19 protein-coding genes are annotated in these 24,968 nt (G+C 58.5%); 12 read left to right on the plus strand and 7 right to left on the minus strand.

Annotation, left to right across the window (positions count from 1 at the left end; all coding sequences use genetic code 11):
• Nucleotides 1-20 precede the first annotated feature (20 nt).
• Nucleotides 21-305, plus strand: a complete 285-nt coding sequence (gene ppnP / locus MKleb_RS05930; RefSeq protein WP_004099395.1) for a pyrimidine/purine nucleoside phosphorylase — start codon at nucleotides 21-23, stop codon at nucleotides 303-305.
• Nucleotides 306-347: 42 nt separating this feature from the next.
• On the opposite strand, the gene rdgC is transcribed toward ppnP, so the two are convergent.
• Nucleotides 348-1,259, minus strand: a complete 912-nt coding sequence (gene rdgC / locus MKleb_RS05935; RefSeq protein ID WP_004099396.1) for a recombination-associated protein RdgC — start codon at nucleotides 1,257-1,259, stop codon at nucleotides 348-350.
• A 90-nt stretch (nucleotides 1,260-1,349) separates the two neighbouring features.
• On the opposite strand from rdgC, the gene mak reads away from it, so the two are divergent.
• Entirely contained in the window at nucleotides 1,350-2,255 is a 906-nt protein-coding gene (gene mak, locus MKleb_RS05940; protein WP_025107194.1) for a fructokinase, read from the plus strand.
• A 47-nt stretch (nucleotides 2,256-2,302) separates the two neighbouring features.
• Here mak and MKleb_RS05945 read toward each other — a convergent pair whose 3' ends face one another.
• The 3 genes from MKleb_RS05945 to sbcD all read right to left on the minus strand — a co-directional run bounded on the left by MKleb_RS05945 (nucleotide 2,303) and on the right by sbcD (nucleotide 7,288).
• Nucleotides 2,303-2,665 (minus strand): TIR domain-containing protein, encoded by a 363-nt coding sequence (locus MKleb_RS05945; protein WP_025107193.1) that lies wholly within the window; start codon nucleotides 2,663-2,665, stop codon nucleotides 2,303-2,305.
• Nucleotides 2,666-2,954: 289 nt separating this feature from the next.
• Nucleotides 2,955-6,089, minus strand: coding sequence for an exonuclease subunit SbcC (gene sbcC, locus MKleb_RS05950; protein ID WP_025107192.1), 3,135 nt, complete (start codon nucleotides 6,087-6,089; stop codon nucleotides 2,955-2,957).
• Nucleotides 6,086-7,288 (minus strand): exonuclease subunit SbcD, encoded by a 1,203-nt coding sequence (sbcD, locus tag MKleb_RS05955; protein WP_014228147.1) that lies wholly within the window; start codon nucleotides 7,286-7,288, stop codon nucleotides 6,086-6,088. Before sbcD ends, sbcC begins: the two co-directional genes overlap by 4 nt.
• Before the next feature lie 278 nt (nucleotides 7,289-7,566).
• Between sbcD and phoB the strand changes: the two genes are divergently transcribed.
• The 5 genes from phoB to malZ all read left to right on the plus strand — a co-directional run bounded on the left by phoB (nucleotide 7,567) and on the right by malZ (nucleotide 14,770).
• On the plus strand, nucleotides 7,567-8,256 hold the full coding sequence (gene phoB / locus MKleb_RS05960) for a phosphate response regulator transcription factor PhoB (protein ID WP_004099401.1): 690 nt from the start codon (nucleotides 7,567-7,569) through the stop codon (nucleotides 8,254-8,256).
• Nucleotides 8,257-8,277: 21 nt separating this feature from the next.
• Nucleotides 8,278-9,567 carry a phosphate regulon sensor histidine kinase PhoR gene (gene phoR, locus MKleb_RS05965; protein WP_004848171.1) on the plus strand — a complete coding sequence of 430 codons (1,290 nt, stop codon included), beginning with the start codon at nucleotides 8,278-8,280 and terminating at the stop codon, nucleotides 9,565-9,567.
• 418 nt (nucleotides 9,568-9,985) lie between these two features.
• Entirely contained in the window at nucleotides 9,986-11,305 is a 1,320-nt protein-coding gene (gene brnQ, locus MKleb_RS05970) for a branched-chain amino acid transporter carrier protein BrnQ (RefSeq protein WP_025107191.1), read from the plus strand.
• Between the two features lie 123 nt (nucleotides 11,306-11,428).
• The gene (gene proY, locus MKleb_RS05975) at nucleotides 11,429-12,799 is read left to right on the plus strand and encodes a proline-specific permease ProY (protein WP_014228149.1); all 1,371 of its coding nucleotides are present in this window, start codon (nucleotides 11,429-11,431) and stop codon (nucleotides 12,797-12,799) included.
• A gap of 153 nt (nucleotides 12,800-12,952) precedes the next feature.
• On the plus strand, nucleotides 12,953-14,770 hold the full coding sequence (gene malZ / locus MKleb_RS05980) for a maltodextrin glucosidase (protein WP_217076746.1): 1,818 nt from the start codon (nucleotides 12,953-12,955) through the stop codon (nucleotides 14,768-14,770).
• Here malZ and MKleb_RS05985 read toward each other — a convergent pair.
• Nucleotides 14,767-15,669: a LysR family transcriptional regulator gene (locus tag MKleb_RS05985; protein ID WP_014228151.1), complete on the minus strand. Its 903-nt coding sequence runs from the start codon at nucleotides 15,667-15,669 to the stop codon at nucleotides 14,767-14,769. The two genes, malZ and MKleb_RS05985, sit on opposite strands and share 4 nt — an antisense overlap.
• A gap of 304 nt (nucleotides 15,670-15,973) precedes the next feature.
• A protein-coding gene (locus MKleb_RS05990) for an IS1 family transposase (RefSeq protein ID WP_223274117.1) occupies nucleotides 15,974-16,671 on the minus strand; the annotation gives its coding sequence in 2 pieces (ribosomal slippage) (nucleotides 15,974-16,422 and nucleotides 16,422-16,671; 699 coding nt in all).
• A gap of 64 nt (nucleotides 16,672-16,735) precedes the next feature.
• Here MKleb_RS05990 and MKleb_RS05995 point away from each other — a divergent pair.
• From MKleb_RS05995 to MKleb_RS06015, 5 genes are all read left to right on the plus strand, one after another.
• Nucleotides 16,736-17,377, plus strand: coding sequence for a hydrolase (locus MKleb_RS05995; protein WP_004848179.1), 642 nt, complete (start codon nucleotides 16,736-16,738; stop codon nucleotides 17,375-17,377).
• A 184-nt stretch (nucleotides 17,378-17,561) separates the two neighbouring features.
• Complete coding sequence (locus MKleb_RS06000; protein ID WP_025107189.1) at nucleotides 17,562-18,107, plus strand: antibiotic biosynthesis monooxygenase; 546 nt, start codon at nucleotides 17,562-17,564, stop codon at nucleotides 18,105-18,107.
• A 24-nt stretch (nucleotides 18,108-18,131) separates the two neighbouring features.
• Nucleotides 18,132-20,000 (plus strand): amidohydrolase, encoded by a 1,869-nt coding sequence (locus MKleb_RS06005; RefSeq protein ID WP_025107188.1) that lies wholly within the window; start codon nucleotides 18,132-18,134, stop codon nucleotides 19,998-20,000.
• 136 nt (nucleotides 20,001-20,136) lie between these two features.
• Nucleotides 20,137-22,794, plus strand: coding sequence for a DUF2339 domain-containing protein (locus MKleb_RS06010; RefSeq protein ID WP_025107187.1), 2,658 nt, complete (start codon nucleotides 20,137-20,139; stop codon nucleotides 22,792-22,794).
• Entirely contained in the window at nucleotides 22,791-24,185 is a 1,395-nt protein-coding gene (locus tag MKleb_RS06015) for a DUF3999 domain-containing protein (RefSeq protein ID WP_217076520.1), read from the plus strand. Before MKleb_RS06010 ends, MKleb_RS06015 begins: the two co-directional genes overlap by 4 nt.
• A 47-nt stretch (nucleotides 24,186-24,232) precedes the next feature.
• On the opposite strand, the gene MKleb_RS06020 is transcribed toward MKleb_RS06015, so the two are convergent.
• Nucleotides 24,233-24,835, minus strand: a complete 603-nt coding sequence (locus tag MKleb_RS06020; RefSeq protein ID WP_004099418.1) for a peroxiredoxin — start codon at nucleotides 24,833-24,835, stop codon at nucleotides 24,233-24,235.
• Between the last annotated feature and the right edge of the window lie 133 nt (nucleotides 24,836-24,968).

A 24,968-nucleotide genomic window follows, 5' to 3' on the forward strand; every position in this document is an offset into this window, starting at 1 on the left:
AAGATCATAAGGGCGAGTTTATGCTTCAAAGCAATGAATACTTTGACGGAAAAGTAAAATCAATCGGCTTCACCAGCAGCAGCACCGGTCGTGCGAGCGTGGGCGTGATGGCGGAAGGGGAATATACCTTTGGTACCGCGCAGCCGGAAGAGATGACCGTAGTCAGCGGCGCGCTGAACGTACTTCTGCCGGGAGAGACCGAGTGGAAAGTCTATGCCGCCGGGGAAGTATTCAACGTTCCGGGGAATAGCGAGTTTAATCTGCAGGTGGCTGAGCCGACCTCTTATCTGTGCCGCTACCTGTAATGTTCGTTTCCTTCCTGCGCTGGCAGGAAGGAATTCACGAGATTAGCGCTGCGCTTCGCCGCCTAACCCTTCCACCAGATTCTGAATCAGCGCGGCCAGCTCGCCGGTCATCAGAATAAAGTCCGCGTCAAAACGCTGGGCGAAATCTTCCCGATCGATATCTTCATTCTGATCGCGCAGTTCGTCGCAGAACTTCAGGCGTTTAATCGAACCATCATCGCACATTAAGAACTGAATGCGCTGCTGCCAGTCGAGCGCCAGCTTGGTGACGACCTTACCGGCTTCAATGTGCACGGCGATCTCGTCGCTCACCAGATCCTGTTTTTTCGCGCGGATCACGCCGCCGTCTTCCAGCATCGCTTTCAGCTCGGCTTCATCCAGCAGCTGGAAGCCCTGAGCTACGGTACCGGAACGCACCCACTCGGTCAGCGTCAGTTCGATCGGGGTTTCCAGCGCCAGCGGAACAACCGGCAGCGAGCCCAGGGTTTTACGCAGCAGCGCCAGCGTATCTTCCGCTTTTTTGGCGCTGGCGCAGTCCACCATGATCAACCCGTTGACGGTATCGATCCACATCATGGTCTGGCTGAAGCGGCTGAAGGCGCGCGGCAGCAGGGAATGCAGCACTTCATCTTTCAGAGAATCTTTTTCGGTTTTTTTCAGCTTACGGCCCTGCTCGGCTTCCAGCTTGAAGATCTTTGCTTCCAGCGCCTGTTTGATCACCGGAGACGGCAGGATCTTCTCTTCTTTACGCGCGCAGATAACGATCTGGCCATTTGCCGTATGCGTCAGCGCATCGCTGTGCGATCCCATCGGCGGTACCCAACCGGTTTTGGCCATATCCTGGCTGCCGCAAGGGGTAAAGGTCAGCTCGGCCAGCTGTTTTTCCATCTCCTCGGCGCGCAGGGAAATGTCGCGGCTGAGACGATAAACCATTAAATTTTTGAACCACAGCATGATAATTTCCACGGCTTAGTCGTTAAATCCAGCGGGCATGATAGCGAATTGTCGCTATGCTTGCATTGTTAATCGGGAGAGGAATTCACAGTGCGCATTGGCATTGATTTAGGCGGAACCAAAACGGAAGTCATCGCGCTGAGCGACCAGGGAGCGCAGCTATTTCGTCATCGCCTGCCTACGCCAGGGGGCGATTATCGCCAGACGATAGAGACGATAGCCTCGCTGGTCGAGATGGCCGAGCAGGCTACCGGGCAGAGCGGCACGGTCGGCATCGGCATCCCCGGGTCGATTTCGCCCTATACCGGCGTGGTCAAAAACGCTAACTCAACCTGGCTCAACGGTCAGCCGTTTGATAAAGACCTTAGCCAGCGTCTGCAACGGGAAGTGCGTCTGGCCAACGATGCCAACTGCCTCGCGGTGTCGGAAGCGGTAGACGGCGCGGCGGCCGGGGCGCAAACGGTATTTGCGGTGATTATCGGCACCGGCTGCGGTTCAGGCGTGGCCCTTAACGGACGCGCCCATATTGGCGGCAACGGTACGGCGGGCGAGTGGGGGCACAACCCGCTGCCGTGGATGGATGAAGATGAACTTCGCTATCGCGCTGAAGTACCGTGCTACTGCGGCAAGCAGGGCTGTATTGAAACCTTTATCTCCGGTACCGGCTTTGCGACCGATTACCGGCGGTTAAGCGGTCATTCGCTAAAAGGCAGCGAGATTATGCAGCGTGTGGGCGAGCGGGATCCGGTGGCGGAGCTGGCGCTGAGCCGCTATGAGCTGCGGTTGGCGAAGTCGTTGGCTCACGTGGTTAACATCCTCGATCCGGACGTTATTGTGCTTGGCGGCGGAATGAGCAACGTTGACCGTCTCTACCAGACGGTGCCGAATCTGCTAAAACCATGGGTATTCGGCGGTGAATGCGAGACGCCGATTCGCCGGGCGGCGCACGGGGACTCCAGCGGCGTGCGCGGCGCGGCCTGGCTGTGGCCGCTGTAATCATCAACCGCTGCGCGGCCTGAACGGCGCAGCGGGTACCCCGCGGATTACCGGTCCGGGATCTCCTCCAGGCTGTAGTAAATCGGCAGCCCCCTTTTTTTACCCTCCTCAATATCCAGATCCGCTCCCCGGGATTCGCCCGGCATGCGCAATATAGCGTCGCAGCGGCTAATGACACGGTGAGCGACCGGATAGAGATATTCCTCGCTAATCGCATCGCCAATTTCCGTTGAACCCGCAGCTTTGGCGATGGGCAGAGCCAGCCATTCGCCGACCACGGGGATATGGCCTTTCTGGTAAACGCGTAGCGCAACCTGGGCCATATTGTTCAGGTTAGCGTCGATAAGTTCCGCGCGATTGTGGGTGCCGCTGCGTACCGGGCCGGCAATCAAAATAAGTAAGCTTTTCATGGTTAAGACCTTCTTAATGGGCCAGAGGGGATGGGACGATGCTGCCGGAGGCAGCAGCACGCCCTCAGAAAAAGTTATGAATGCACGTTTTTGCACGAAATGATGTGGTTAAAATAATAATCACGAATTTTATGCATGATTTCGCCTGAGGCTCATCGTTAAAGCAATGAGTTTAAACTTATCATGCAAATTCGTGCAATATCAAGATTTATCGTGAATGCTGAGCCCGGGCAACGGCGCGACCTCTCCCGTGGGGGAGAGGCTTGAAGACAGGTGCGGAGGGGGAAATTTATTCGACGGCGAAAGCTTTATCGAGACGGCTATAGCCCAGCCCGTTGATTTTTTTAACTTTAATTTGCACAGGAATGCGCTCTTTCATCGCCTCAACGTGGCTGATGACGCCGATAATCTTGCCGCTGGCGTTGAGCGCGTCCAGCGCATCCAGCGCGGTATCCAGGGTTTCGCTGTCCAGAGTGCCGAAGCCCTCATCGAGAAACAGCGAGTCTATCCGCGTTTTATGGCTCACCAGATCGGAGAGCGCCAGCGCCAGCGCGAGGCTCACGAGGAAGCTCTCGCCGCCGGACAGCGTCCGGGTGTCGCGCACCGCGTCCGCCTGCCAGGTATCGACCACTTCCAGCTCCAGGGCGTCGCTGGCTTTGCGTTGCAGCAGATAGCGGCCGTGCAGGCGGTTGAGCTGATGGTTGGCCAGCCACACCAGGTTATCCAGCGTCAGGCCTTGCGCAAACTTACGGAATTTATCGCCCTCTCTGGAGCCGATAAGCGCGTTCAGCCATCCCCAGTCTTCCACTTCCTGCGCAGCGCGTTCCATCTGCTGGCGTAACGACTGCTGACGCTGCTGGTTTTCTGCATTCTGCTTCAGCTGCTGGCGAATCTCTCCCTGACGGGCGCTGTTTTCCCGCAGCAGCGTCGTCAGCTGCTGAAGCTGTTCCTGTACCCGCTCAAGAGGCTGGCTGATATCCGTTTCCGCCGGCGGCTGCTGGCGGTGGCTATCCAGCGCCTCGCGGGCCCGCATCGCCAGCGCCTGATTCTGCTGTAGCGTACTTTCCAGCGTCTGCTTCAGGCGTTCAAGGCGCCGGCGCGCCTCCTCATCGAGCAGCGCGGCGAGAAACGCCTGCTGGTCAGCGAATGGGCTGGCGGCCAGCGCCGCGCTGAACTGCGCTTCGCTCTCTTTCAACTGAGCCTGCTGCTGGCTCTCCTGCTGCCCCAGGGTTTGCCACTGGCTCTGAAGCGCGAGGCAGTCGTCGTGCACCTGGCGCCAGCCGTCCAGCGGCGCGGGTTCCGCCGCTAAGTCCGTTTCCGGCAAGGACTCCAGCAGCGGGGTCAACTGCTGAAGCTGTTCCTGCAGGGCGATCAGTTCGTTCTGTTTGGCCTGCCAGCCGCGGGTCTCGTCTTCCCGCTGCGCCAGCCAGCCTGCGGCCTGCTCTGCTGCCGGTAAACTCAGCGCAAATGCGGCCAGTTCAGCCGCCAGCGCGGCGCTGCGCTGCGCTTGTTCCTGCTGGAGCTGCTGGAGCTGCTGCTGGCACTCCTGCTGCTGGGCCTGCCAGGCCAGACGCTGCTGATGCTGATACAGCCGCTGTTCATGCTCCTGCTGCGCGTTTAGCCAGCCGGGAATGTCATCCTTTGGCGTCAGGTCGATATTTAATCCGGCGATTGTCGCCTGCCAGCGTGAGGTAAGCGCTTGCTCCTGCTGCAGAAGCGATGCTTTCTCGGTGGCCTCTTTCTGCTGCTGCTTAAGCAGGGCGTCCAGCTCGCCGCGTACCAGGGCGCCGGCCTCCGCCAGCTGTTTGACTTCGCGCTCAAGCGCATCGCGCCGCGCCTGATTTACGCCGGGAACCAGCGCCTGATACTCGGCGACGGCCGGATGCTGCGCGGAACCGCAGAGCGGACAGGGGGAACCGGGCTGCAGGCGGGCTCGTTCGGCCTCCAGGCCGGCAATGCGCGCTTCCATTTCGCACAGGGCTTTGACATCGCTAAACTGCTGATTCTTCTCTTTATAGGCCTGACGGCGCTGGGCCAGGGTGGTTTCCAGCCGCTCCTGCTCCTGCTTACTGGCCTGCCCGGCGGCATGAAGCTGTGATAATCGCTGGCTCAGCGGCTGCAGCTGGCCATGCAGGGCCGCGAGCTGCTGGCGCAGAGCGCGCGCCGCGGCGTGCTGCGCGAGGCTGGCGCTGACCTGCTCAGCATCCAGCGCCAGCCCGTCGGGCGGCAGTTCGCCCAGCCGGCGGCTGGTTTCCGCCAGACGCTGCTGCAGAGCGGCTTGCTGCTGCGTATCGCGGGCCTGCTGCTGGAAAGCGGCCCGCCAGCCCGCCAGCGCATTGCCCCATCGCTGGTAGCGGTCGTGCTCTTTTAGCCATGCGGCGAGCGTTTGCTGGTGGTTCTGCAGGCGTTCAGATTGCTGCCGGGCGGCGAGGCGAATCCCCGCCCGCAGCCGCAGTCGTTCATGTAAGCGAGTATTTACTTCTTCTCTCAGATTGCGGGTTTGCGCCAGCGCGGCGGTTTGCTCCTGTTGACGCGTCCACTGCGGGCGTAGCTGCTCCGCGGGCTGGGCATTCAGCAATACGGTAAGCTGCGGTTGCGCCTGCTCCAGCGCAGCCTGCGCTTCGCGTAGCGCGGTTTGAGCCTGCCGATCTTCTGCCGTCAGCTCTGCGCCGCGTACCAGCCACTGACGGGCATTTTGCAGGCGGGTTTGTTCGCTAACCTGCTGTTTTTCTTCATCAGTAAGCGCTTGCAAACTTTGTTGGAGCGCCTGCTGCTGTTCGTCGCTCAGCAGCAGCACGCCGGAGGCCTGGGCCTGAATTTTCTCCAGCTCGACGCGGGCCTGCTTATGCTTTTCAAAGACCTGTGCCGAAATCTGGCCGTAAATCTCGGTGCCGGTCAGCTCCTCCAGCAGCTCGGCGCGCTCTTTCGGTTTCGCGTTCAGGAAGGCGGCGAACTGCCCCTGCGACAGCAGCATCGAGCGGGTGAAGCGGCCATAGTCCAGGCCGGTGAGCGAGGCGGTCAGTTCCAGCTTATCTTTGACCTTATCGGCGAGGATCTTGCCGTCCTCGCAGCGCGCCAGCTCGACGCGCGGAACCTGCAGGTTGCCGTCCGGCTGGTTTCGCGCCCGGTTCTGGCTCCAGAAGGCGCGGTAGGCGATGCCTTTTACCTCAAACTCCACTTCCGCCAGGCATTCGGCGGTGTCGCGGGTCATCAGATCGTTCTGCGATTGCGACACGCTGCTCAGGCGCGGGGTTTCGTGATACAGCGCCAGACAGATTGCATCCAGCAGGGTGGTTTTTCCGGCGCCGGTTGGCCCGGTTATCGCGAACAGTCCGTTGCTGGCGAAGGGCTCAGCGGTGAAATCAATTTTCCATTCGCCTTTGAGTGAGTTGAGGTTTTTCAGGCGTAAGCTGAGTATTTTCACAGGCGATCCTCACCGTTCAGACTATGCAGCGTTTCATTAAAGAGCTGTTCCAGGCGCTGCTGCTGCGTTGCTTCCAGCGTTTCCAGCGCCAGACGGCGGGCGAAGACGTCCTCCACCTGCAGTTCGCTGAGGGTCTCGCGCTGAGCGCCGGCCAGAATGCGATCGCGCTGGGCGCGGCTGCGGCGCACCAGCAGCACTTCTACCGGCAGCGTTTCGGTCTGCGCCTGGATTTTACGTTGGATATCATGCATATATTCGTCGCTGGTGACTTCGATATCCAGCCACGCTGAGGGCTGCTGGTCGTTATTCTGCCATTGGTTTAGCTGTGCGCTAATGCTGGCGAAATCGCCCTTCAGGACCGCCAGCGGCTGGGTGACGGGGACGATAAGCGGCGTGACGTCCGTCAGGCAGCCGTTAGCGAAAGTGACCAGATTGACGCTCTTATTTTTCCCGGTTTCGTCAAAGCTCAGCGGGATGGGCGAACCGCTGTAGCGGATATGTTCGCAGCCGCCGACCACCTGCGCCCGGTGAATGTGGCCGAGCGCGATATAGTCGGCGGGCGGAAAACGGCTCGCCGGGAAGGCGTCCAGCGTACCGATATAGATTTCGCGAACCGCGTCGCTTTTGCTGGCGCCGACGGTGGTTAAATGGCCGCTGGCGATAATCGGCAGCGCCCGGTCGCCGCGCAGTTCGCAGGCCAGCTGGTACTGCTGCTGGTAGTAGTCGCTGATGGCGCTGAGCAGCAGCTGCTGCTTTTCGCCGCCAGAGTGCCCGGCCTGGCTGGTCACCAGCTCACGCGGGCGCAGGAACGGTACCGGACAAAAAATCGCCCCCGGCGTACCGTCGCGCAGCGGCAGGATAAAAGGGGCGTGGCCGGCATTGGCCACCACCGTCGTATTCAGGAAGGCGAGAATGTCTCGCGACTCGTTGAGGGTGGCAACCGAATCGTGGTTTCCCGCCAGCACCACCAGCCGGCAGCGGGTCTGCTGCAGCTGAACGACAAAGCGGTTATACAGCTCGCGCGCGTAGCTCGGCGGTGAGCCGGTATCAAAAATATCGCCCGCAACAATAATGGCATCGACATCATGTTCCTGCGCGCTGGCCAGCAGCCAGTCGAGAAACGCCTGATGTTCGGCGGCGCGACTTTTGCTGTAAAAATTTTGCCCAAGGTGCCAGTCAGAGGTGTGAAGGATGCGCATAGTTGTTCCCTGGAGAAAAAGCGTAAGCGGCATTATATACCCGTCATCCTTCAAGTTGCTTATGCGTTGGCTACGTCCAGCCACCTGGTTACCTGTACTTGTGGGGAGTGAAACCTGAATTATTGAGGGGATAACGCTGCTTTTGGGTGAGTTAAGTCCGTGTCACAATTCGAAATCCGCGTTCATCTGGCGGTCATTTTTTTCATAAATCTGTCATAAATCTGACGCATAATGGCCGCGCACTTCTATACTGATGGCTAAAAAATACAGGGTAAATAATGGCGAGAAGAATTCTGGTCGTTGAAGATGAAGCTCCAATCCGCGAAATGGTTTGCTTTGTTCTGGAGCAAAACGGCTTTCAGCCCGTCGAGGCGGAAGATTTTGACAGCGCGGTCAATCAGCTCAATGAACCCTGGCCTGATTTGATCCTCCTTGACTGGATGCTGCCGGGCGGGTCGGGTCTGCAGTTTATTAAACAGCTCAAGCGTGAAGCGATGACCCGTGATATTCCGGTGGTGATGCTGACCGCCCGCGGCGAAGAGGAAGATCGCGTCCGCGGCCTGGAGACCGGCGCCGATGACTACATCACTAAGCCGTTTTCCCCGAAAGAGCTGGTGGCGCGAATTAAAGCCGTGATGCGGCGCATTTCGCCGATGGCGGTGGAGGAGGTGATTGAAATGCAGGGGCTGAGCCTCGACCCCTCTTCGCATCGCGTCATGACCGGCGAAAATCCGCTGGATATGGGGCCTACGGAGTTTAAATTACTCCACTTCTTCATGACGCACCCGGAGCGAGTCTATAGCCGCGAACAGCTGCTGAATCACGTCTGGGGAACCAACGTTTATGTCGAAGACAGAACGGTAGACGTGCATATTCGCCGTCTGCGCAAAGCGCTGGAACATAGCGGCCATGACCGGATGGTACAAACGGTTCGCGGTACGGGATATCGTTTCTCCGCCCGTTTCTGAATGCTGACAGGAGTGTGAACCGTGCTGGAACGGCTGTCATGGAAAAGGCTGGCGCTTGAGCTTTTCTTGTGTTGTATCCCGGCCCTGATCCTCGGGGCGTTTTTAGGTTACCTGCCGTGGTTTTTATTGGCGGCAGTGACCGGTCTTCTTGTCTGGCATTTCTGGAATCTGATGCGCCTGTCGTGGTGGCTGTGGGTTGATCGCAGCATGACGCCGCCGCCGGGCAGCGGCAGCTGGGAGCCGCTGCTTTACGGACTGCACCAGATGCAGATGCGTAATAAAAAGCGCCGCCGTGAGCTGGGAAGCCTGATTAAGCGCTTTCGCAGCGGGGCGGAGTCTCTGCCGGATGCGGTGGTGCTGACCACCGAAGAAGGGGTGATGTTCTGGTGCAACGGTCTGGCCCAGCAGATCCTGAATCTGCGCTGGCCTGACGATAACGGGCAGAACATCCTTAACCTCTTGCGCTACCCTGAATTTGCCAATTATCTGAAATACCGCGATTTTTCCAAACCGCTCAATCTGGTGCTGAATAACGGCCGTCATCTTGAAATTCGCGTGATGCCCTATAGCGATAAACAGCTGCTGATGGTGGCGCGCGATGTCACGCAGATGCACCAGCTGGAAGGGGCGCGGCGAAACTTTTTCGCCAACGTCAGCCACGAACTGCGCACGCCGTTGACGGTGCTGCAGGGGTATCTGGAGATGATGCAGGAGCAGGTGCTGGAAGGGGGAACGCGCGAAAAAGCATTGCACACCATGCGTGAACAAACCCAGCGCATGGAAGGCCTGGTTAAGCAACTGCTGACGCTGTCGCGAATCGAAGCCGCGCCGGTACTGGCGATGAACGATAAAATCGATGTGCCGATGATGCTGCGGGTGGTCGAGCGCGAGGCGCAAACGCTAAGCCAGCAGAGGCAGGTGCTGCATTTTTCGGTCGATGAATCGCTGAAAGTACTGGGTAATGAAGAACAGCTGCGCAGCGCCATTTCCAACCTGGTCTATAACGCGGTCAACCATACGCCGCCGGGAACGGACATTACCGTAAGCTGGCAGCGCGCGCCGCACGGAGCGTTGTTCAGCGTCGAAGATAACGGGCCGGGCATCGCGCCGGAACATATTCCGCGTCTGACCGAGCGTTTCTACCGGGTGGATAAAGCGCGTTCAAGACAGACCGGCGGCAGCGGTCTGGGGCTGGCGATCGTCAAACACGCCGTCAGCCATCACGATAGCCGCCTCGAAATTGAGAGTACGCTGGGGAAAGGCACCCGCTTTAGCTTCCTGTTACCGGAACGTTTAATTGCCAAAAATTGAGCCCGAGCGGCCGGGTGTCAGAATAACTTGCCAATGACCAGCTTCGGCTGGTCATTTTCCTTTGCAGCGCAATCACAGCTGCGTAATTAACGAACGCTCGCTGCTTTTTTGTTCGCATGATAAGCCAGATGTTTTCTATCCATCAGGTAAATAATTCTACGCATCAAAATAGAGTTAGCATAATCATCTGCTTTTGCGATCCCTCCTTGCTTTAAAACGTTATAAGCGTTTAAATTGCCCCCCTACGGTCGCAGACAGACTGTTTTTGCGTGGTAATTCAAAAAACAATTCTTTTCCACGCCGCTTTGGGAGCATATCCCGCTGAGTTTACTGACAATGGCCGCTGTATCATCCCCAGGGGAAAGGCGCGGTATTTATCCGTTTTTACAACACCACATCCACAGGCTGTAATGAATTTATGACCCATCAGTTAAAATCTCGCGACATCATAGCGTTGGGCTTTATGACCTTCGCGCTGTTTGTCGGCGCAGGCAATATTATCTTCCCCCCAATGGTTGGCTTACAGGCCGGCGAACACGTCTGGAGCGCGGCCATTGGCTTTCTGATTACCGCCGTGGGTCTGCCGGTGCTAACGGTCGTGGCGCTGGCAAAAGTCGGCGGCGGCGTAGAGAGCCTGAGCACGCCGATTGGTAAAGTCGCCGGTATCCTGCTGGCGGTCGTCTGCTATCTGGCCGTAGGGCCGCTGTTCGCGACCCCGCGTACCGCGACCGTCTCTTTTGAGGTGGGGATTGCGCCGCTGACCGGCGACGGCCCGCTGCCGCTGCTGATTTACAGCATTATCTATTTTGCGCTGGTGATCCTCGTTTCGCTCTACCCGGGCAAGCTGCTGGACACCGTGGGGAATTTCCTCGCGCCGCTGAAAATTATCGCCCTGATTATTCTCGCCGTGGCGGCAATCGTCTGGCCTGCCGGTCCGCTGAGCCACGCGATGGAAGCCTACCGCACCGCGCCGTTCTCTAACGGCTTCGTCAACGGCTATCTGACCATGGACACCCTCGGGGCAATGGTCTTTGGTATCGTGATTGTCAACGCCGCGCGTTCTCGCGGCGTGACCGAAGCCCGCCTGCTGACCCGCTACACCGTCTGGGCTGGCCTGATGGCCGGCGTGGGCCTGACGCTGCTGTACCTGGCGCTGTTCCGTTTAGGTTCCGATAGCGGCACGCTGGTGGAGCAGTCCGCTAACGGCGCGGCGATTCTGCATGCTTACGTCCAGCACACCTTCGGCGGCGCGGGAAGCTTCCTGCTGGCGGCGCTGATCTTTATCGCCTGTCTGGTGACGGCGGTGGGCCTGACCTGCGCCTGCGCGGAGTTCTTTGCCCAGTATCTGCCGTTCTCCTACCGTACGCTGGTGTTTATCCTCGGCCTGTTTTCGATGGCGGTCTCCAACCTCGGCCTGAGCCACCTGATTCAGATTTCGATTCCGGTGCTGACGGCTATCTATCCGCCGTGTATCGCACTGGTTGTATTAAGCTTTACCCGCGGTTGGTGGCATAATTCGTCCCGCGTTATCGCCCCGGCAATGTTTATCAGCCTGATGTTTGGTATCATTGACGGCATTAAAGCGTCGGCGTTTGCAGAGATGATGCCGTCCTGGACCGCGCGTCTGCCGCTGGCGGAGCAGGGCCTGGCCTGGCTGATGCCAACCGCCGTTATGGTGGTGCTGGCGGTTATCTGGGATCGCGCAGCGGGACGTCAGGTGACATCCAGCGCGCACTAACCGACGCTTTACACAGGTGTTTAACCACGGGACTTCAGGTCCCGTGGTTTTTTGTTTTTTTGGTCACCCTCCTTTGTTCTTTGCCCCCGCGAAGGCCAGAGGAGAAAAACGGCATGGAACACGATGGAAAGTAGTAACAAGCTTAAGCGCGGGCTAAGTACCCGGCATATTCGCTTTATGGCGCTGGGGTCGGCAATCGGTACCGGCCTTTTCTATGGTTCGGCTGACGCGATTAAAATGGCGGGGCCGAGCGTTCTGTTGGCTTATATTATCGGCGGCGCCGCGGCCTACATTATCATGCGCGCGCTGGGCGAGATGTCGGTGCATAACCCGGCCGCCAGTTCATTCTCGCGCTACGCGCAGGATTATCTTGGCCCGCTGGCGGGCTATATCACCGGCTGGACCTACTGTTTCGAAATTCTGATTGTCGCCATCGCCGACGTCACGGCCTTCGGTATCTATATGGGCGTCTGGTTCCCGGCGGTACCGCACTGGATCTGGGTACTCAGCGTGGTGCTGATTATCTGCGCCGTCAACCTGATGAGCGTGAAGGTCTTCGGCGAGCTGGAGTTCTGGTTCTCCTTCTTCAAAGTCGCCACGATTATCATCATGATCCTCGCCGGTTTCGGCATCATTATCTGGGGTATTGGCAACGGCGGGCAGCCGACGGGTATCCACAACCTCTGGAGCAACGGCGGCTTCTTCAGCAACGGCTGGCTGGGGATGGTGATGTCGCTGCAGATGGTAATGTTCGCCTACGGCGGGATCGAAATCATCGGTATCACCGCCGGCGAAGCGAAAGATCCGGAGAAATCCATTCCGCGCGCCATTAACTCGGTGCCGATGCGTATCCTGGTGTTTTACGTCGGGACGCTGTTTGTGATTATGTCTATCTATCCGTGGAACCAGGTGGGGACCAACGGCAGCCCGTTCGTACTGACCTTCCAGCATCTCGGCATCACTTTTGCCGCCAGCATCCTGAACTTTGTGGTGCTGACCGCTTCGCTGTCGGCGATTAACTCCGACGTCTTTGGCGTGGGGCGTATGCTGCACGGCATGGCGGAACAGGGCAGCGCACCGAAGATGTTCGCGAAAACCTCCCGTCGCGGGGTGCCGTGGGTGACGGTGACGGTGATGACGATTGCCCTGCTGTTCGCGGTCTATCTTAACTACATTATGCCGGAGAACGTCTTCCTGGTGATCGCCTCGCTGGCGACCTTCGCCACCGTCTGGGTGTGGATTATGATCCTGCTGTCGCAGATCGCCTTCCGTCGCCGCCTGCCGCCGGAAGAGGCGAAGGCGCTGAAGTTCAGGGTGCCTGGCGGTGTCGCGACCACGGTGATTGGCCTGCTGTTCCTGGTCTTTATTATCGGTCTGATCGGCTACCATCCTGATACCCGCATCTCGCTGTACGTTGGCTTTGCGTGGATTCTCCTGCTGCTGATTGGCTGGCAGTTTAAAACCCGCCGCGAGCGAAAACTGGCGAAAGCCTAGTCATTTTCGTTCTCTTCTTGCCGGATACGCACGGGCTATCCGGCAAGCTATCCCTCCACCCCCGCCATCCTCCCCCAATAATTCTGCCGATGATGAGTCATACGCCAGTACGCTGTGGCAAGGTGTGCCCATTCTGCAAAGAGAGGAATAATGATGTTGAAGGCATGGCACCTCCCGGTTGCTCCGTTTATTAAGGAACAGCAGGAACGACTGATTATTACGCTATGGTTAAGCGGCGACGATCTGCCGCCGCGGGTCACGCTGCGCGCGGAAGAGGATAACGAAGAGCTGTCGCTGCCGATGCACCGCCTGCGGCAGGAGCCGCATCCGGGCGTGGTGGCGTGGCGCGGGGAAATCAGCCTCGTTAACGGGCAGCCGCGTCGCCGCTACAGCTTCAAGCTGCTGTGGGCCGACCGCCAGCTGTGGTTCACGCCGCAGGGGTTCAACCGCTTTCCGCCGGCGAGGCTGGAGCAGTTTGCGGTCGATCTGCCGGACAGCGGACCGCAATGGGTAGCCGATCAGGTATTTTATCAAATCTTCCCTGACCGTTTTGCCCGCAGCGAGTCTCGCGAAGCGGGAAAGGATGCGATTTATTACCATCACGCCGCCGGTCACGACATCGTACGCAAAGCGTGGGATGAACCGCTAACCGCCGAGGCGGGCGGCTCCACCTTTTACGGCGGCGATCTCGATGGTATCAGCGAGCGGCTGCCGTACCTGAAGCAGCTTGGCGTAACGGCGCTGTACCTGAATCCGGTATTTGTCGCCCCCAGCGTGCATAAATATGATACCGAGGATTATCGTCGCGTTGATCCGCAGTTTGGCGGCGATGCGGCGCTGCTGCGCCTGCGCCACCATACGCAAAAAGAGGGAATGCGTCTGATCCTCGATGGCGTGTTCAACCATAGCGGCGATTCGCATGCCTGGTTCGACCGCCACCAGCGCGGTAGCGGCGGCGCCTGCCATAACGCCGATTCGCCGTGGCGCGACTGGTATAATTTTTCCCCCGAGGGCGTTGCCCACGACTGGTTGGGATACGCCAGCTTGCCTAAGCTGGACTACCGGTCGTCGACGCTGATCGATGAAATCTATGGCGGGGAAGATAGTATCGTGCGCCACTGGCTGAAAGCGCCATGGAGCATGGACGGCTGGCGCCTGGATGTGGTGCATATGCTGGGCGAAGAGGGCGGGGCGCGCAATAACCTGCGCCATATCGCCGGCATTACCCAGGCGGCGAAGCTGGAGCGGCCGGACGCTTTCGTGTTCGGTGAGCATTTCGGCGACGCGCGCCAGTGGCTACAGGCCGACGTTGAAGACTCGGCGATGAACTACCGCGGCTTTACCTTTCCGCTGTGGGGCTTTCTCGCGAACACCGATATCTCCTACGATCCGCAGAAAATCGATGCGCAGACCTGTATGGCGTGGATGGATAACTATCGCGCCGGACTGTCGCACCAGCAGCAGCTGCGGATGTTTAACCAGCTCGATAGCCACGATACCGCGCGCTTTAAGTCTCTGCTCGGCAAAGATGTTGCCCGCCTGCCGCTGGCGGTAGTGTGGCTATTTAGCTGGCCGGGCGTGCCGTGCATTTACTACGGCGATGAAGTGGGCGTGGATGGCAATAACGATCCGTTCTGCCGTAAGCCGTTCCCGTGGGATCCGGCTTTGCAGGATGGCGCTCTGCTCGAACTGTACAAGCGGATGAGCAAGCTGCGTAAGGCCAATCAGGCGCTGCGCTACGGCGGCTGTCAGGTGATTTATGCCGAAGATAACGTGGTGGTGTTCGTGCGCGTCTATAAACAGCAGCGCGTGCTGGTGGCGATCAACCGCGGCGAAGCCTGCGAGGTGGTGGTGGAGGATTCGCCGCTGCTCGATGTCAACGGCTGGCAGCTGAAAGAGGGCGCCGGGGCGCTACACGACGGCGTGCTGACGCTACCGGCGATCTCCGCCAGCGTCTGGTTTAGCCGCTAGTCGTAGAGCTGGCTCAGGCTTTCACTTTGCAAAATGGCCTCGCGCCACCAGCGCTGGGCCAGCCCGTCGTTGCCGCTGCGCCAGGCCATATAGGTGATATCTTTCTCGCGGCAGGAGATGACGGCCTTTTCGACCAGCTCGCCTTTTTCCAGCCACGGCCGGGCAATGTGGCGCGGTAAAAAGCCGCAGCCCAGCCCGGCGCGCAAGAGTTCGACTTTACTGGCGAAATCATCGACGCGGATTTGCGGCTGCTCGTCGAGCAGGTTGCTGTTGAGCGGATGGCAGTAGCGGGCGCTGTCGCTGATGACCACCGCGCGATGCAGGCTGAGCTGCTTGTTGGTCAGCGGTTGGGTTGTTTCCGCCAGCGGATGCCCCGGCGCGATGACGAAAATATTGTCCATGGCGCCGAGCATTTTCCACGACCATTCGGCGGAGGTCGGCGGTTCATTGATCGCCCCGAGAATAATATCCGCGCCGTTGTGGGTGAGCTCTTCCCACGAGCCCGCAAGAGTATGGTGGGTAAAGTTAAGGCGGGTTTGCGGATGCTGGGCGTAGAACGCGTCGATCAGCGGCAGCAGCGCGCTAAACGGGAAAGAGTCATCCAGGGCGATTGCCAGATCCCGTTCCCAACCGGCGCTGAGCTGCACCGCCTGCTTTTCCAGATCTTTGGCGGCATTCAGCAGCAATCGGCCTTTCTCCAGCATCATTCTGCCCGTATCGGTAAATTTTGCCCGGTGCCCGGAGCGATCCAACAGAGTGATATTCAGATCGTTTTCCAGCTTTTGAATCATGTAGCTCAGCGCGGCAGGGGTTTTAAATAGCGATTCTGCGGCGGTGGCAAAAGAGCCATGTTTGTCCAGCGCGTCGAGAATCAACAGGACATCAAGGTTCAGGCGCATGCGTCAGCTTCCGGTAAAAAAGAGTGCCCCCGTTTTACCGGAGCGCCCTGTTCAATTCCAGTGAATAATTTAGAACGGTTAACCGTAAAAATTTGATAAACATAATTTCGCCCATCTTGTAATGGTTAATCGAATAGTCATAACTTTCGCTTTGGAAATAAATCAGAAAAAAATCTTTAATAACTCGTTAGAAATTACTGACTATACTCACCATGCTTTATCAGTCAGGATCCAGACAGCACAACGGAAACGGTAGTATCTTTTTAACTCATTGATTAACAGGATATGTGGTAATGACTCCAACTTACTGATAGTGTTTTATGTTCAGATAATGCCCGATGACTTTGTCATGCAGCTCCACCGATTTTGAGAACGACAGTGACTTCCTGCCCAGCCTTGCCAGATGCTGCCTCAGATTCAGGTTATGCCGCTCAATGCGCTGCGTATATCGCTTGCTGATAACGTGCAGTTCTCCCTTCAGGCGTGATTCATAAAGCGGCCAGCCATCCGTCATCCATACCACGACCTCAAAGGCCGACAGCAGGCCAAGAAGACGCTCCAGCGTGGCCAACGTGCGTTCACCGAATACGTGCGCCACAACCGTCCTCCGTATCCTGTCATACGCGTAAAACAACCAGCGCTGGCGTGATTTAGCGCCGACGTAACCCCACTGTTCGTCCATTTCCGCGCAAACAATGACGTCACTGCCCGGTTGTATGCGTGAGTTTACCGACTGCGGCCTGAGTTTTTTAAGTGTCGTAAAATCGTGTTGAGGCCAACGCCCATAATGCGTGCACTGGCGCGACATCCGACGCCATTCATGGCCATATCAATAATTTTCTGGTGTGTACCGGGCTGAGAGGCGGTGTAAGTGAACTGTAGCTGCCATGTTTTACGGCAGTGAGAGCAGAGATAGCGCTGATGTCCGGCAGTGCTTTTACCGTTACGCACCACGCCTTCAGTAGCTGAACAGGAGGGACAGCTGATAGAAACAGAAGCCACTGGAGCACCTCAAAAACACCATCATACACTAAATCAGTAAGTTGGCACCATTACCGGATATGTTATGTCTATTCGTGAACTGATCGATCCCTCAAACTCAGCGCTTATTTTTATTGACCACCAGCCGCAAATGTCTTTTGGCGTGGCCAATATTGACCGTCAGACCCTGAAAAATAATACGGTGGCCTTAGCCAAAGCGGGCAAAATTTTTAATGTTCCGGTGATTTATACCTCAGTAGAAACCAAAAGCTTCAGCGGCTATATCTGGCCGGAACTGCTGGCCGTACATCCTGATGTGAAACCTATTGAACGTACCTCAATGAATTCCTGGGAAGACGCGGCTTTTGTTGAAGCGGTAAAGGCGACCGGACGCAAGAAACTGATTATTTCCGCACTGTGGACGGAAGTCTGCCTCACTTTCCCGGCGCTGATGGCGCTGGATGCGGGCTATGAAGTTTACGTGGTGACCGATACCTCCGGCGGCACCTCGGTTGATGCCCACGAACGCTCCATTGACCGTATGGTACAGGCCGGCGCGGTGCCGGTAACCTGGCAGCAGGTGCTGCTGGAGTACCAGCGCGACTGGTCGCGTAAAGAGACGTATGACGCGGTGATGGACCTGGTGCGCGAGCACAGCGGCGCCTACGGGATGGGCGTGGATTACGCTTATACCATGGTGCACGGCGCGCCAGAGCGTAAAGCTTAAATACACTTCATCCTTCAAGCTGCCTCTTTGTTGGCTTCGTCTGCCCGCCCCGGTCACTGACTCATGTCAGCTCCCGGGGACGAACAACCTTGCCGCCTCGACGCAGCGTGAATGATTTTGTGTATGGTCATGTATAGCGAATGGCGGCGGACAACCCGCCATTCCCTGAAGCAAGGAACTCTTAATGGCGCAACAGAAATCGGTGACCCTGGTGATCAGCCATATGCTCGACCCGGAGCATGGCCAGCGGTATGAAGCGTGGCTGGGCAAAATTATGCCGATTGCGGCAGAGTTTCCCGGCCATCTTGGCGCAAACGTCATTCGTCCGGCCCCCGGGCAGAATTTATGGAGCGTGATTATTCGCTTCGACACCATTGAGCATCTTTACGCCTGGACCCAGTCGGAGACCCGCCGCCAGCTGGTGGCGGAAATTGCGCCGCTGCTGAGCGAAGGCGATCGTACCGAAGTCCGGACTGAACCGGCCTTCTGGTTTACGCCGCCCGCGGCGAACGTGCGCCAGCCGCGACGCTGGAAGCAATTTTTAATTACCCTGCTGGTGATTTTCCCCAGTACTAACCTGGTGCCGTCAATAACCGGAATACTGTTGCCCTCGCTGAAGGGAAGCCTGTTGCTGCATCTGATCAATGATGCCTGTGTGGTCGCGCTGGTGGTCTGGTTCTGGATGCCCATCGTGACCCGTCTGTTTGCTGGCTGGTTAAAGAAAAACTGAGCCAGCCTCCTGAAGGAGTGCGTTATGTCGCAAACTGCCACACTGATCCTGACCCACGGTCGGGTTCATACTCTCGATCGTCAAAATCCCGTGGCCGATGCGGTGGCGATCGCTGACGGTAAAATTCTCGCCGTCGGTAGCCACGATCGGATCATGAGCTTTGCCGCGGACGGGACGCAAATTATCGATCTCAAAGGCCATACGGCGATCCCCGGCCTGAACGACTCCCACCTGCACCTGATCCGCGGCGGTCTGAACTACAATCTGGAGCTGCGCTGGGAGGGGGTTCCCTCGCTGGCGGACGCGCTGCGGATGCTAAAAGATCAGGCCGACCGCACGCCGTCGCCGCAGTGGGTGCGGGTGGTCGGCGGCTGGAGCGAGTTCCAGTTCGCCGAACGGCGGATGCCGACGCTGGAGGAGCTTAACGATGCGGCGCCGGATACGCCGGTATTTGTCCTGCATCTGTACGATCGCGCATTGCTAAACCGCGCGGCGCTGAAGGCGGTGGGCTACACCAAAGAGACCCCGGATCCGGCGGGCGGCGAGATCGTTCGTGACGGTAACGGCAACCCGACCGGGATGCTGATCGCCAAACCCAATGCGATGATCCTCTACTCGACGCTGGCCAAAGGGCCGAAGCTGCCGCTGGAACTTCAGGTCAACTCAACGCGGCAGTTTATGCGCGAGCTTAATCGTCTGGGGCTGACCAGCGCTATTGATGCCGGGGGCGGTTTCCAGAACTACCCGGAAGATTATGAAATTATTGAACAGCTGCACGCCAAAGAGCAGATGACCGTACGTATCGCCTATAACCTGTTTACCCAGCGGCCTAAGCAGGAGCTGGAAGATTTTGAGCGCTGGACCGATATGCTCAAGCCGGGACAGGGCACCGATTTTTACCGCGCCAACGGCGCCGGGGAGATGCTGGTTTTCTCGGCGGCGGATTTCGAAGACTTCCTCCAGCCGCGTCCGGATCTGCCGGAAGGGATGGAAGATGAGCTGGAGCGGGTGGTGCGCCATCTGGTTGAACACCGCTGGCCGTTCCGTCTGCACGCCACCTATGATGAATCCATCAGCCGGATGCTCGACGTCTTCGAGAAGGTGAATCGCGATATTCCGTTCAACGGGCTGCACTGGTTCTTCGATCACGCGGAAACCATCACCGAGCGCAATATCGAACGCGTTAAAGCGCTGGGCGGCGGCATTGCCGTGCAGCACCGTATGGCTTTCCAGGGCGAATATTTTGTCGACCGCTACGGTAAAGACGCGGTCAAACATACGCCGCCGGTCGCGAAAATGCTCGAACTGGAGGTTCCGGTGGGTCTGGGGACGGATGCCACCCGCGTGGCGAGCTACAATCCGTGGACCGCGCTTTACTGGCTGGTATCAGGGCGTACCGTCGGCGGGATGGCGATGTACGACGACAGCAACCGCCTGCCGCGCGACGTGGCGCTGGAACTGTGGACGGCGGGAAGCGCGTGGTTTTCCAGCGAGCAGGGCAAGAAAGGGCGCATTGAGCAAGGCCAGCTTGCCGACCTTGTGGTGCTGTCGAAAGACTACTTCAGCGTCGCGGAAGAGGAAATCAAGGGGATCGAGTCGGTGCTGACGGTGGTGGACGGCAAGGTGGTGTACGCGGCGGGACACTTTTCGCCGCTGGCGCCGCCGCCCATTCCGGTGCTGCCCGAGTGGTCGCCGGTGGTGAAAGTTCCGGGCCATTACCGTTCCGCGCCGCCGACGGCCGCGAATATCGGCGCGATAGTTCAGATGCACCAGTGCTGCGGCAGCTGCGGCGTACATGGGCATCAGCATGATATTGCGCGCAAATCGGCGATTCCGGTTGCCGATGAGCAGGCGTTCTGGGGCGTACTCGGCTGCTCCTGCTTTGCTTTTTAGCGCGACGGACGCTTATTAGTACCGGTAGGCCAATGAGAGCATCCACGCCCTCATTGGCCTTTTTCATTTTCTCGGATAGCGCTGATAAGACAATGTGTGTCATTCTGCTCCCTCTTCAAACAGTGAAGGTGAGAACATGGATGATCTACTGATCTTTGGCGCTGTGATTTTATTCTGCGGGCTGGTGGTTGGGCCGCTCGTGGCGATTGCCGCGCTCAGGCGCAGCGCGGCGGTCCGTGTGGAACTGGCGGCTTTGCAGCGTCGGGTTGAGGAGCTTGAGCTGCGCGGCGTTGCGCAGGCACCGGTGGCGGAGGCAAGTGGCGTCGTGCCGACTGCTCCGGAAGTCGTTGCCTCTGTTGACGCAACAGCGCTGGTAGAACACGAGCCATCACCGGCGCCCGTGGCGGAAGCCGTTGACCCATGGCTTTCGCAGCCGAAGCCAACGCCGAAGCCGGAGCAGATGGCGAAATCGGCTCCTGAAACCGAACAACCTTCCGCGTTTGGCGGGATGGTATCGTCATTGGTTCGTTGGTTTATGCAGGGTAACCCGCTGGCGAAGCTCGGGATCCTGCTGCTGTTTCTTGGCCTCTCCTTTCTGCTGCGCTATACCGTGGAACACGCTCTTTTCCCCCTCGAGTTGCGTCTGGTCGCGGCGTCGTTGTTCGCCATTGTCCTGCTGGCTGTCGGATGGCGGTTGCGGCATAAGCAACCGATGTACGCCCTGATCTTACAGGGTGGGGCAACGGGGGCGCTCTATCTCACCGTTTTTGGCGCCTTTCGCCTGTGGCAGATGCTGCCGATGACCCTGGCGTTTGCGCTGCTGGTGGTGATTTGCGCGGCGAGCGTAGGGCTGGCGATTGTGCAAAAAGCGCTCAGCCTGGCCATGCTGGCGAGTCTTGGCGGTTACCTTGCGCCGCTGCTGCTCTCTACCGGCGGCGGCAGTCATGTGGCGTTGTTCTCCTTCTATCTTCTGCTGTCAGTCGGCATTCTTGCCATCAGCATCCGCCAGCACTGGCGGGAGCTTAATCTGCTTGGCCTGCTGTTTACCTTTGGCGTCGGTGGCCTGTGGGGGCTGAATGATTATCGGCCAGAGTATTACCTGAGCTGCCAGCTGTTCTTAATCGCCAATACGATTATTTTTGGCGTGTTGAGCGTGGCGCTGTCGCTGCGGGCGCAGGAAAAGGGTAAGCAGATTATTGATGGCGTTCTGCTGTTTGCACCGCCGCTGGTCGGCTTTGGTATGCAGTACGCTATCACCCGGCATATGGAATACGGTCCGGCGCTCAGCGCGCTGGGCTACGGTGGCTTCTATCTGGCTTTAGCCTGGCTGGCACTGCGTCGCTACCCCTCTTTAGGGAAGCCGCTGGTGCTGGCCGCGCTGGCGCTCGGCGGCGCATTTACCACCCTTGCTATTCCCCTTGCGCTTTCGGCTCGCTGGACCGCGATGGCCTGGTCGCTGGAGGGGCTCGGGATCCTCTGGCTGGGCGTGCAACAGCAGCAGCGGCGTATGAGCTATAGTGGGACTGCGCTACTCTTTTTGGCGGTTGGCAGCGCGCTCTGGGCGCAGGCAAATGACGCCACGCCGCTTTCTTTGCTGCTGATTTTCGCTGTACTCAGTCTTAGCTGGCTGGTCGCCGCCTGGCTGTGGCGAAGCATTGAGGTGCACGCCAGTGGAGGACTGCTTTTGGGCGGGCTACTGTTCTGGGTGGTGGCGCTGGTCGGCGCATCGCAGCTGGCGTTGAGTAAAGACTCGCAGGTTATATTTGGCGTGCTGGCGACGCTGGCCGCGTCGGTATGGTGCTGGCGCACGGTCGCTGCGCGTTTAGTCTGGCAAGAGCTGGATGCCAGCAAATGGTTGTTGTGGCCAATGATGCTGATAGTGCTGTTTTATCAGCTATCCCAACGGCAGATTTTCGCTGCTGGCTGGCAAAATCTGGCCTGGTGCGCGGCGCTGCCCGCGGCGGTGGCGCTGCTCTGGCATGATGGGCCTTCGCTCCCGCCGCGCATAAACAGGCTCGCCCACCTGTCGCTGTTCTGGATGGTGTTGCTGGCGCTGGCGATGGAGCTGTTTTGGTTTACCCGGGATTTGCCGTGGGGCATGTCGGCCTGGGCGAGTGGATTAATGATGGCGGCAGGCGGGGGGCTGATCTTCCTTGTCTCTGAAGCCGTTCATCGGCAAATATGGCCATTCCGGGTATGGCCTGGGCTGTATGCCTCTCAGGCCATGATACCGGTGGCGGTTGCGCTGGGATGCCTGCTAACGCTGACGAACGTGCAGGATGGTACGGTCTACGGTCAGACCTATTTGCCGTTGATTAACCCGCTGGAAGAGGGCGCCGCTTTCGCGCTGCTTGGGCTGACGATATTTTATCGCGTTTCGCGGCGTTATTTTCCGCTGCAGCTATCGGTATGCCGCCCCTGGCCCGCGGTCGCGCTGCTGGCGCTCGGCTTCTGGTGGCTGAATGGCCTGCTGCTGCGCGCCCTGGCCTGGTACGGCGAGGTGGCCTGGAATATAGAGGCGCTGTGGCATTCGCGCTTAATTCAGACCACTTTCGCTCTGGTCTGGACGCTGGCGGCGCTGGCGGTCATGCTGCGTGCGACGCGGCGACACTCCCGCCGCGAATGGCTGTGCGGCGCGGCGTTGTTAGGCGTTGTCATTGTGAAACTCATGCTGGTGGACAGCGCGCGCGGCGGCGGGCTGGCGCGCGCTGTCGCGTTTATCGGCGTGGCTATTTTGGTGCTGATCGTCGGGTATTTTTCCCCGTTACCGCCCAAAGCAGGAGAAGAAAAATGAAATGGATGAAAGTGGTGTTATGCAGCGTGCTGCTGGGCGTGACGGGCGCGGCTGTCAGCGGCGATGAAGCGCGAGAAAAACCACTGGACTATATGCAGGGGGGGATGCTGGAAACCACCGGCGCGTCGCCCTGGTATCGCGTCGAGCTTTCCCCGCTGCTCTATCAGGGGACGGCGTGGCCTGACCTGCGCGATGTGCGGGTATTTAACCATCAGGGAGAGACCGTACCGTTCGCGCTGCAGGTGCAGAAGGCGCAACCCGTTACGCCTGAAGCGATGACGCTGCGGCTTTTCCCTCTGGAGATGTCGCCGGTTCCGCCGCGCGAAGAGGGGCGACGCGGCGGAGAATCGCTGGTCCTGCGTTCAACAACGGGGATCGAAATTCATCTGGAAACCGATGATGCGAAGGCGCTCGGGCAGAGCTACTTACTGACGCTGCCGGCGGAGAAAACGGACGCGTTTGCGCTGGCTCAGCTGCGGCTGAACTGGGCGGCGCTGGCGGGCAGCTGGCAGGGGAAAGCGTCGGTCTATTCCAGTCGGGATTTGAAGTACTGGCGCCCTGTCCAGGAGGATGCGCCCCTTATGGATCTGGCGCGCGATAGCGATCGTTTGAAAATGGATACCATTAGCGCTGACCTGACGCTCTCCGTGGACGGGAATCGTTACCTGCTGGTGATCCTCGATTCGCAAAGCAAGGCGGTCGTGTTAAATAGCGTGACGGCCCTGGCCGAACGCAGAGAGCCCGAGTCTACGCGCATTGAGCTTGATGCGCAGGCGAACAAGATTTCAGATGAGGAAGCCGTTTGGCGCTGGGCCCGGCCTCAGCCGCTGACTTCGCTCAGGATATCGATGGCCAGCGAAGGGGTTCTGCCGGTCGCGCTCTCCTGGCGCAGCGGCGAAAAAGAAGCCTGGCAGCCGCTGACCAAAACCGTGCTGTATCGACTGGACGGCAAGCGTTCGGAGGATATTCAACTTTCAGGCCGGCCGGTTGAAGCGGTGCGGATCACAACGATTAACGCCAGATTACCGACGTCGCTGCCCGCGATAAGCGGTGCGCGAGACAAATACCAGCTGGTTTTTAATACCCAGGGAAAAGGGCCTTATATGCTGGCCTGGGGCAACCGGGCGGCGCCAAAGGCAGATGTCGCCATGGACATGCTGATCCCGGCGTCGCTGCGCAAAACGCAGGCTGTAAGCGATCTACCGCTGGCCGTCGCGCAGGAGAGCGTCACCCTCGGCGGTGAAGCGCGGTTGACGGCGACGTCGGCTACCGAGCAGCAAAGCGGCTGGAAAACGCTGCTGGTGTGGGGAGCGCTAATAGTGGGCGTCCTGGTGCTGGCGCTGATGGCGTGGCGAATCTGGCGCGAAGTGAAAAAAAGCGGCTCCGTATAAAACAAAAAAGGCTCGCATCTGCGAGCCTTTTGCCGAACGTACGCCGATTACAGGCTGGATACGTTCTCGGTCAGGTATTTAGCGACGCCTTCCGGAGAAGCGGCCATACCTTCTTTTCCTTTTTCCCACTGCGCCGGGCAAACTTCGCCGTGCTCTTCGTGGAACTGCAGCGCGTCAACCATACGCAGCATTTCGTCGATGTTACGGCCCAGCGGCAGGTCGTTAACCACCTGGTGACGAACAACGCCGTTGGCGTCGATCAGGAAGGAACCACGCAGGGCAACGCCTTCGTCCGGGTGCTCAATACCGTACGCTTTCTGGATTTCGCGTTTGATGTCAGCAACCATGGCGTATTTAACCGGGCCGATGCCGCCCTGGTCTACCGGGGTGTTACGCCACGCGTTGTGGACGAACTCGGAGTCAAAAGAAACGCCAACCACTTCTACGCCGCGTTTCTGGAATTCTTCGTAGCGCTTGTCGAACGCGATCAGTTCAGACGGGCAAACGAAGGTGAAGTCCATCGGCCAGAAGAACAGAACGGTGGCTTTACCGCTGGTGTGCTGTTTGAAATTGAATTTCTCAACGATTTCGCCGTTACCTAAAACCGCTGCCGCGGTGAAGTCCGGAGCCTGACGAGTAACCAGAACCATATGATTCTCCTGTTAATACTAAGGTTAATTGGAACGCAACGCGGGCAAGTATAGGGAGAGGCGTCGGCGAACTCAACGTGACGCTGACAATCGATGAGATAGGTTTTGTCTATCAATCGTTATTTGAAACGGC

Origin of the sequence: Klebsiella sp. PL-2018 (genome assembly GCF_019048985.1) — a bacterium.
GTDB lineage: Bacteria > Pseudomonadota > Gammaproteobacteria > Enterobacterales > Enterobacteriaceae > Klebsiella > Klebsiella michiganensis.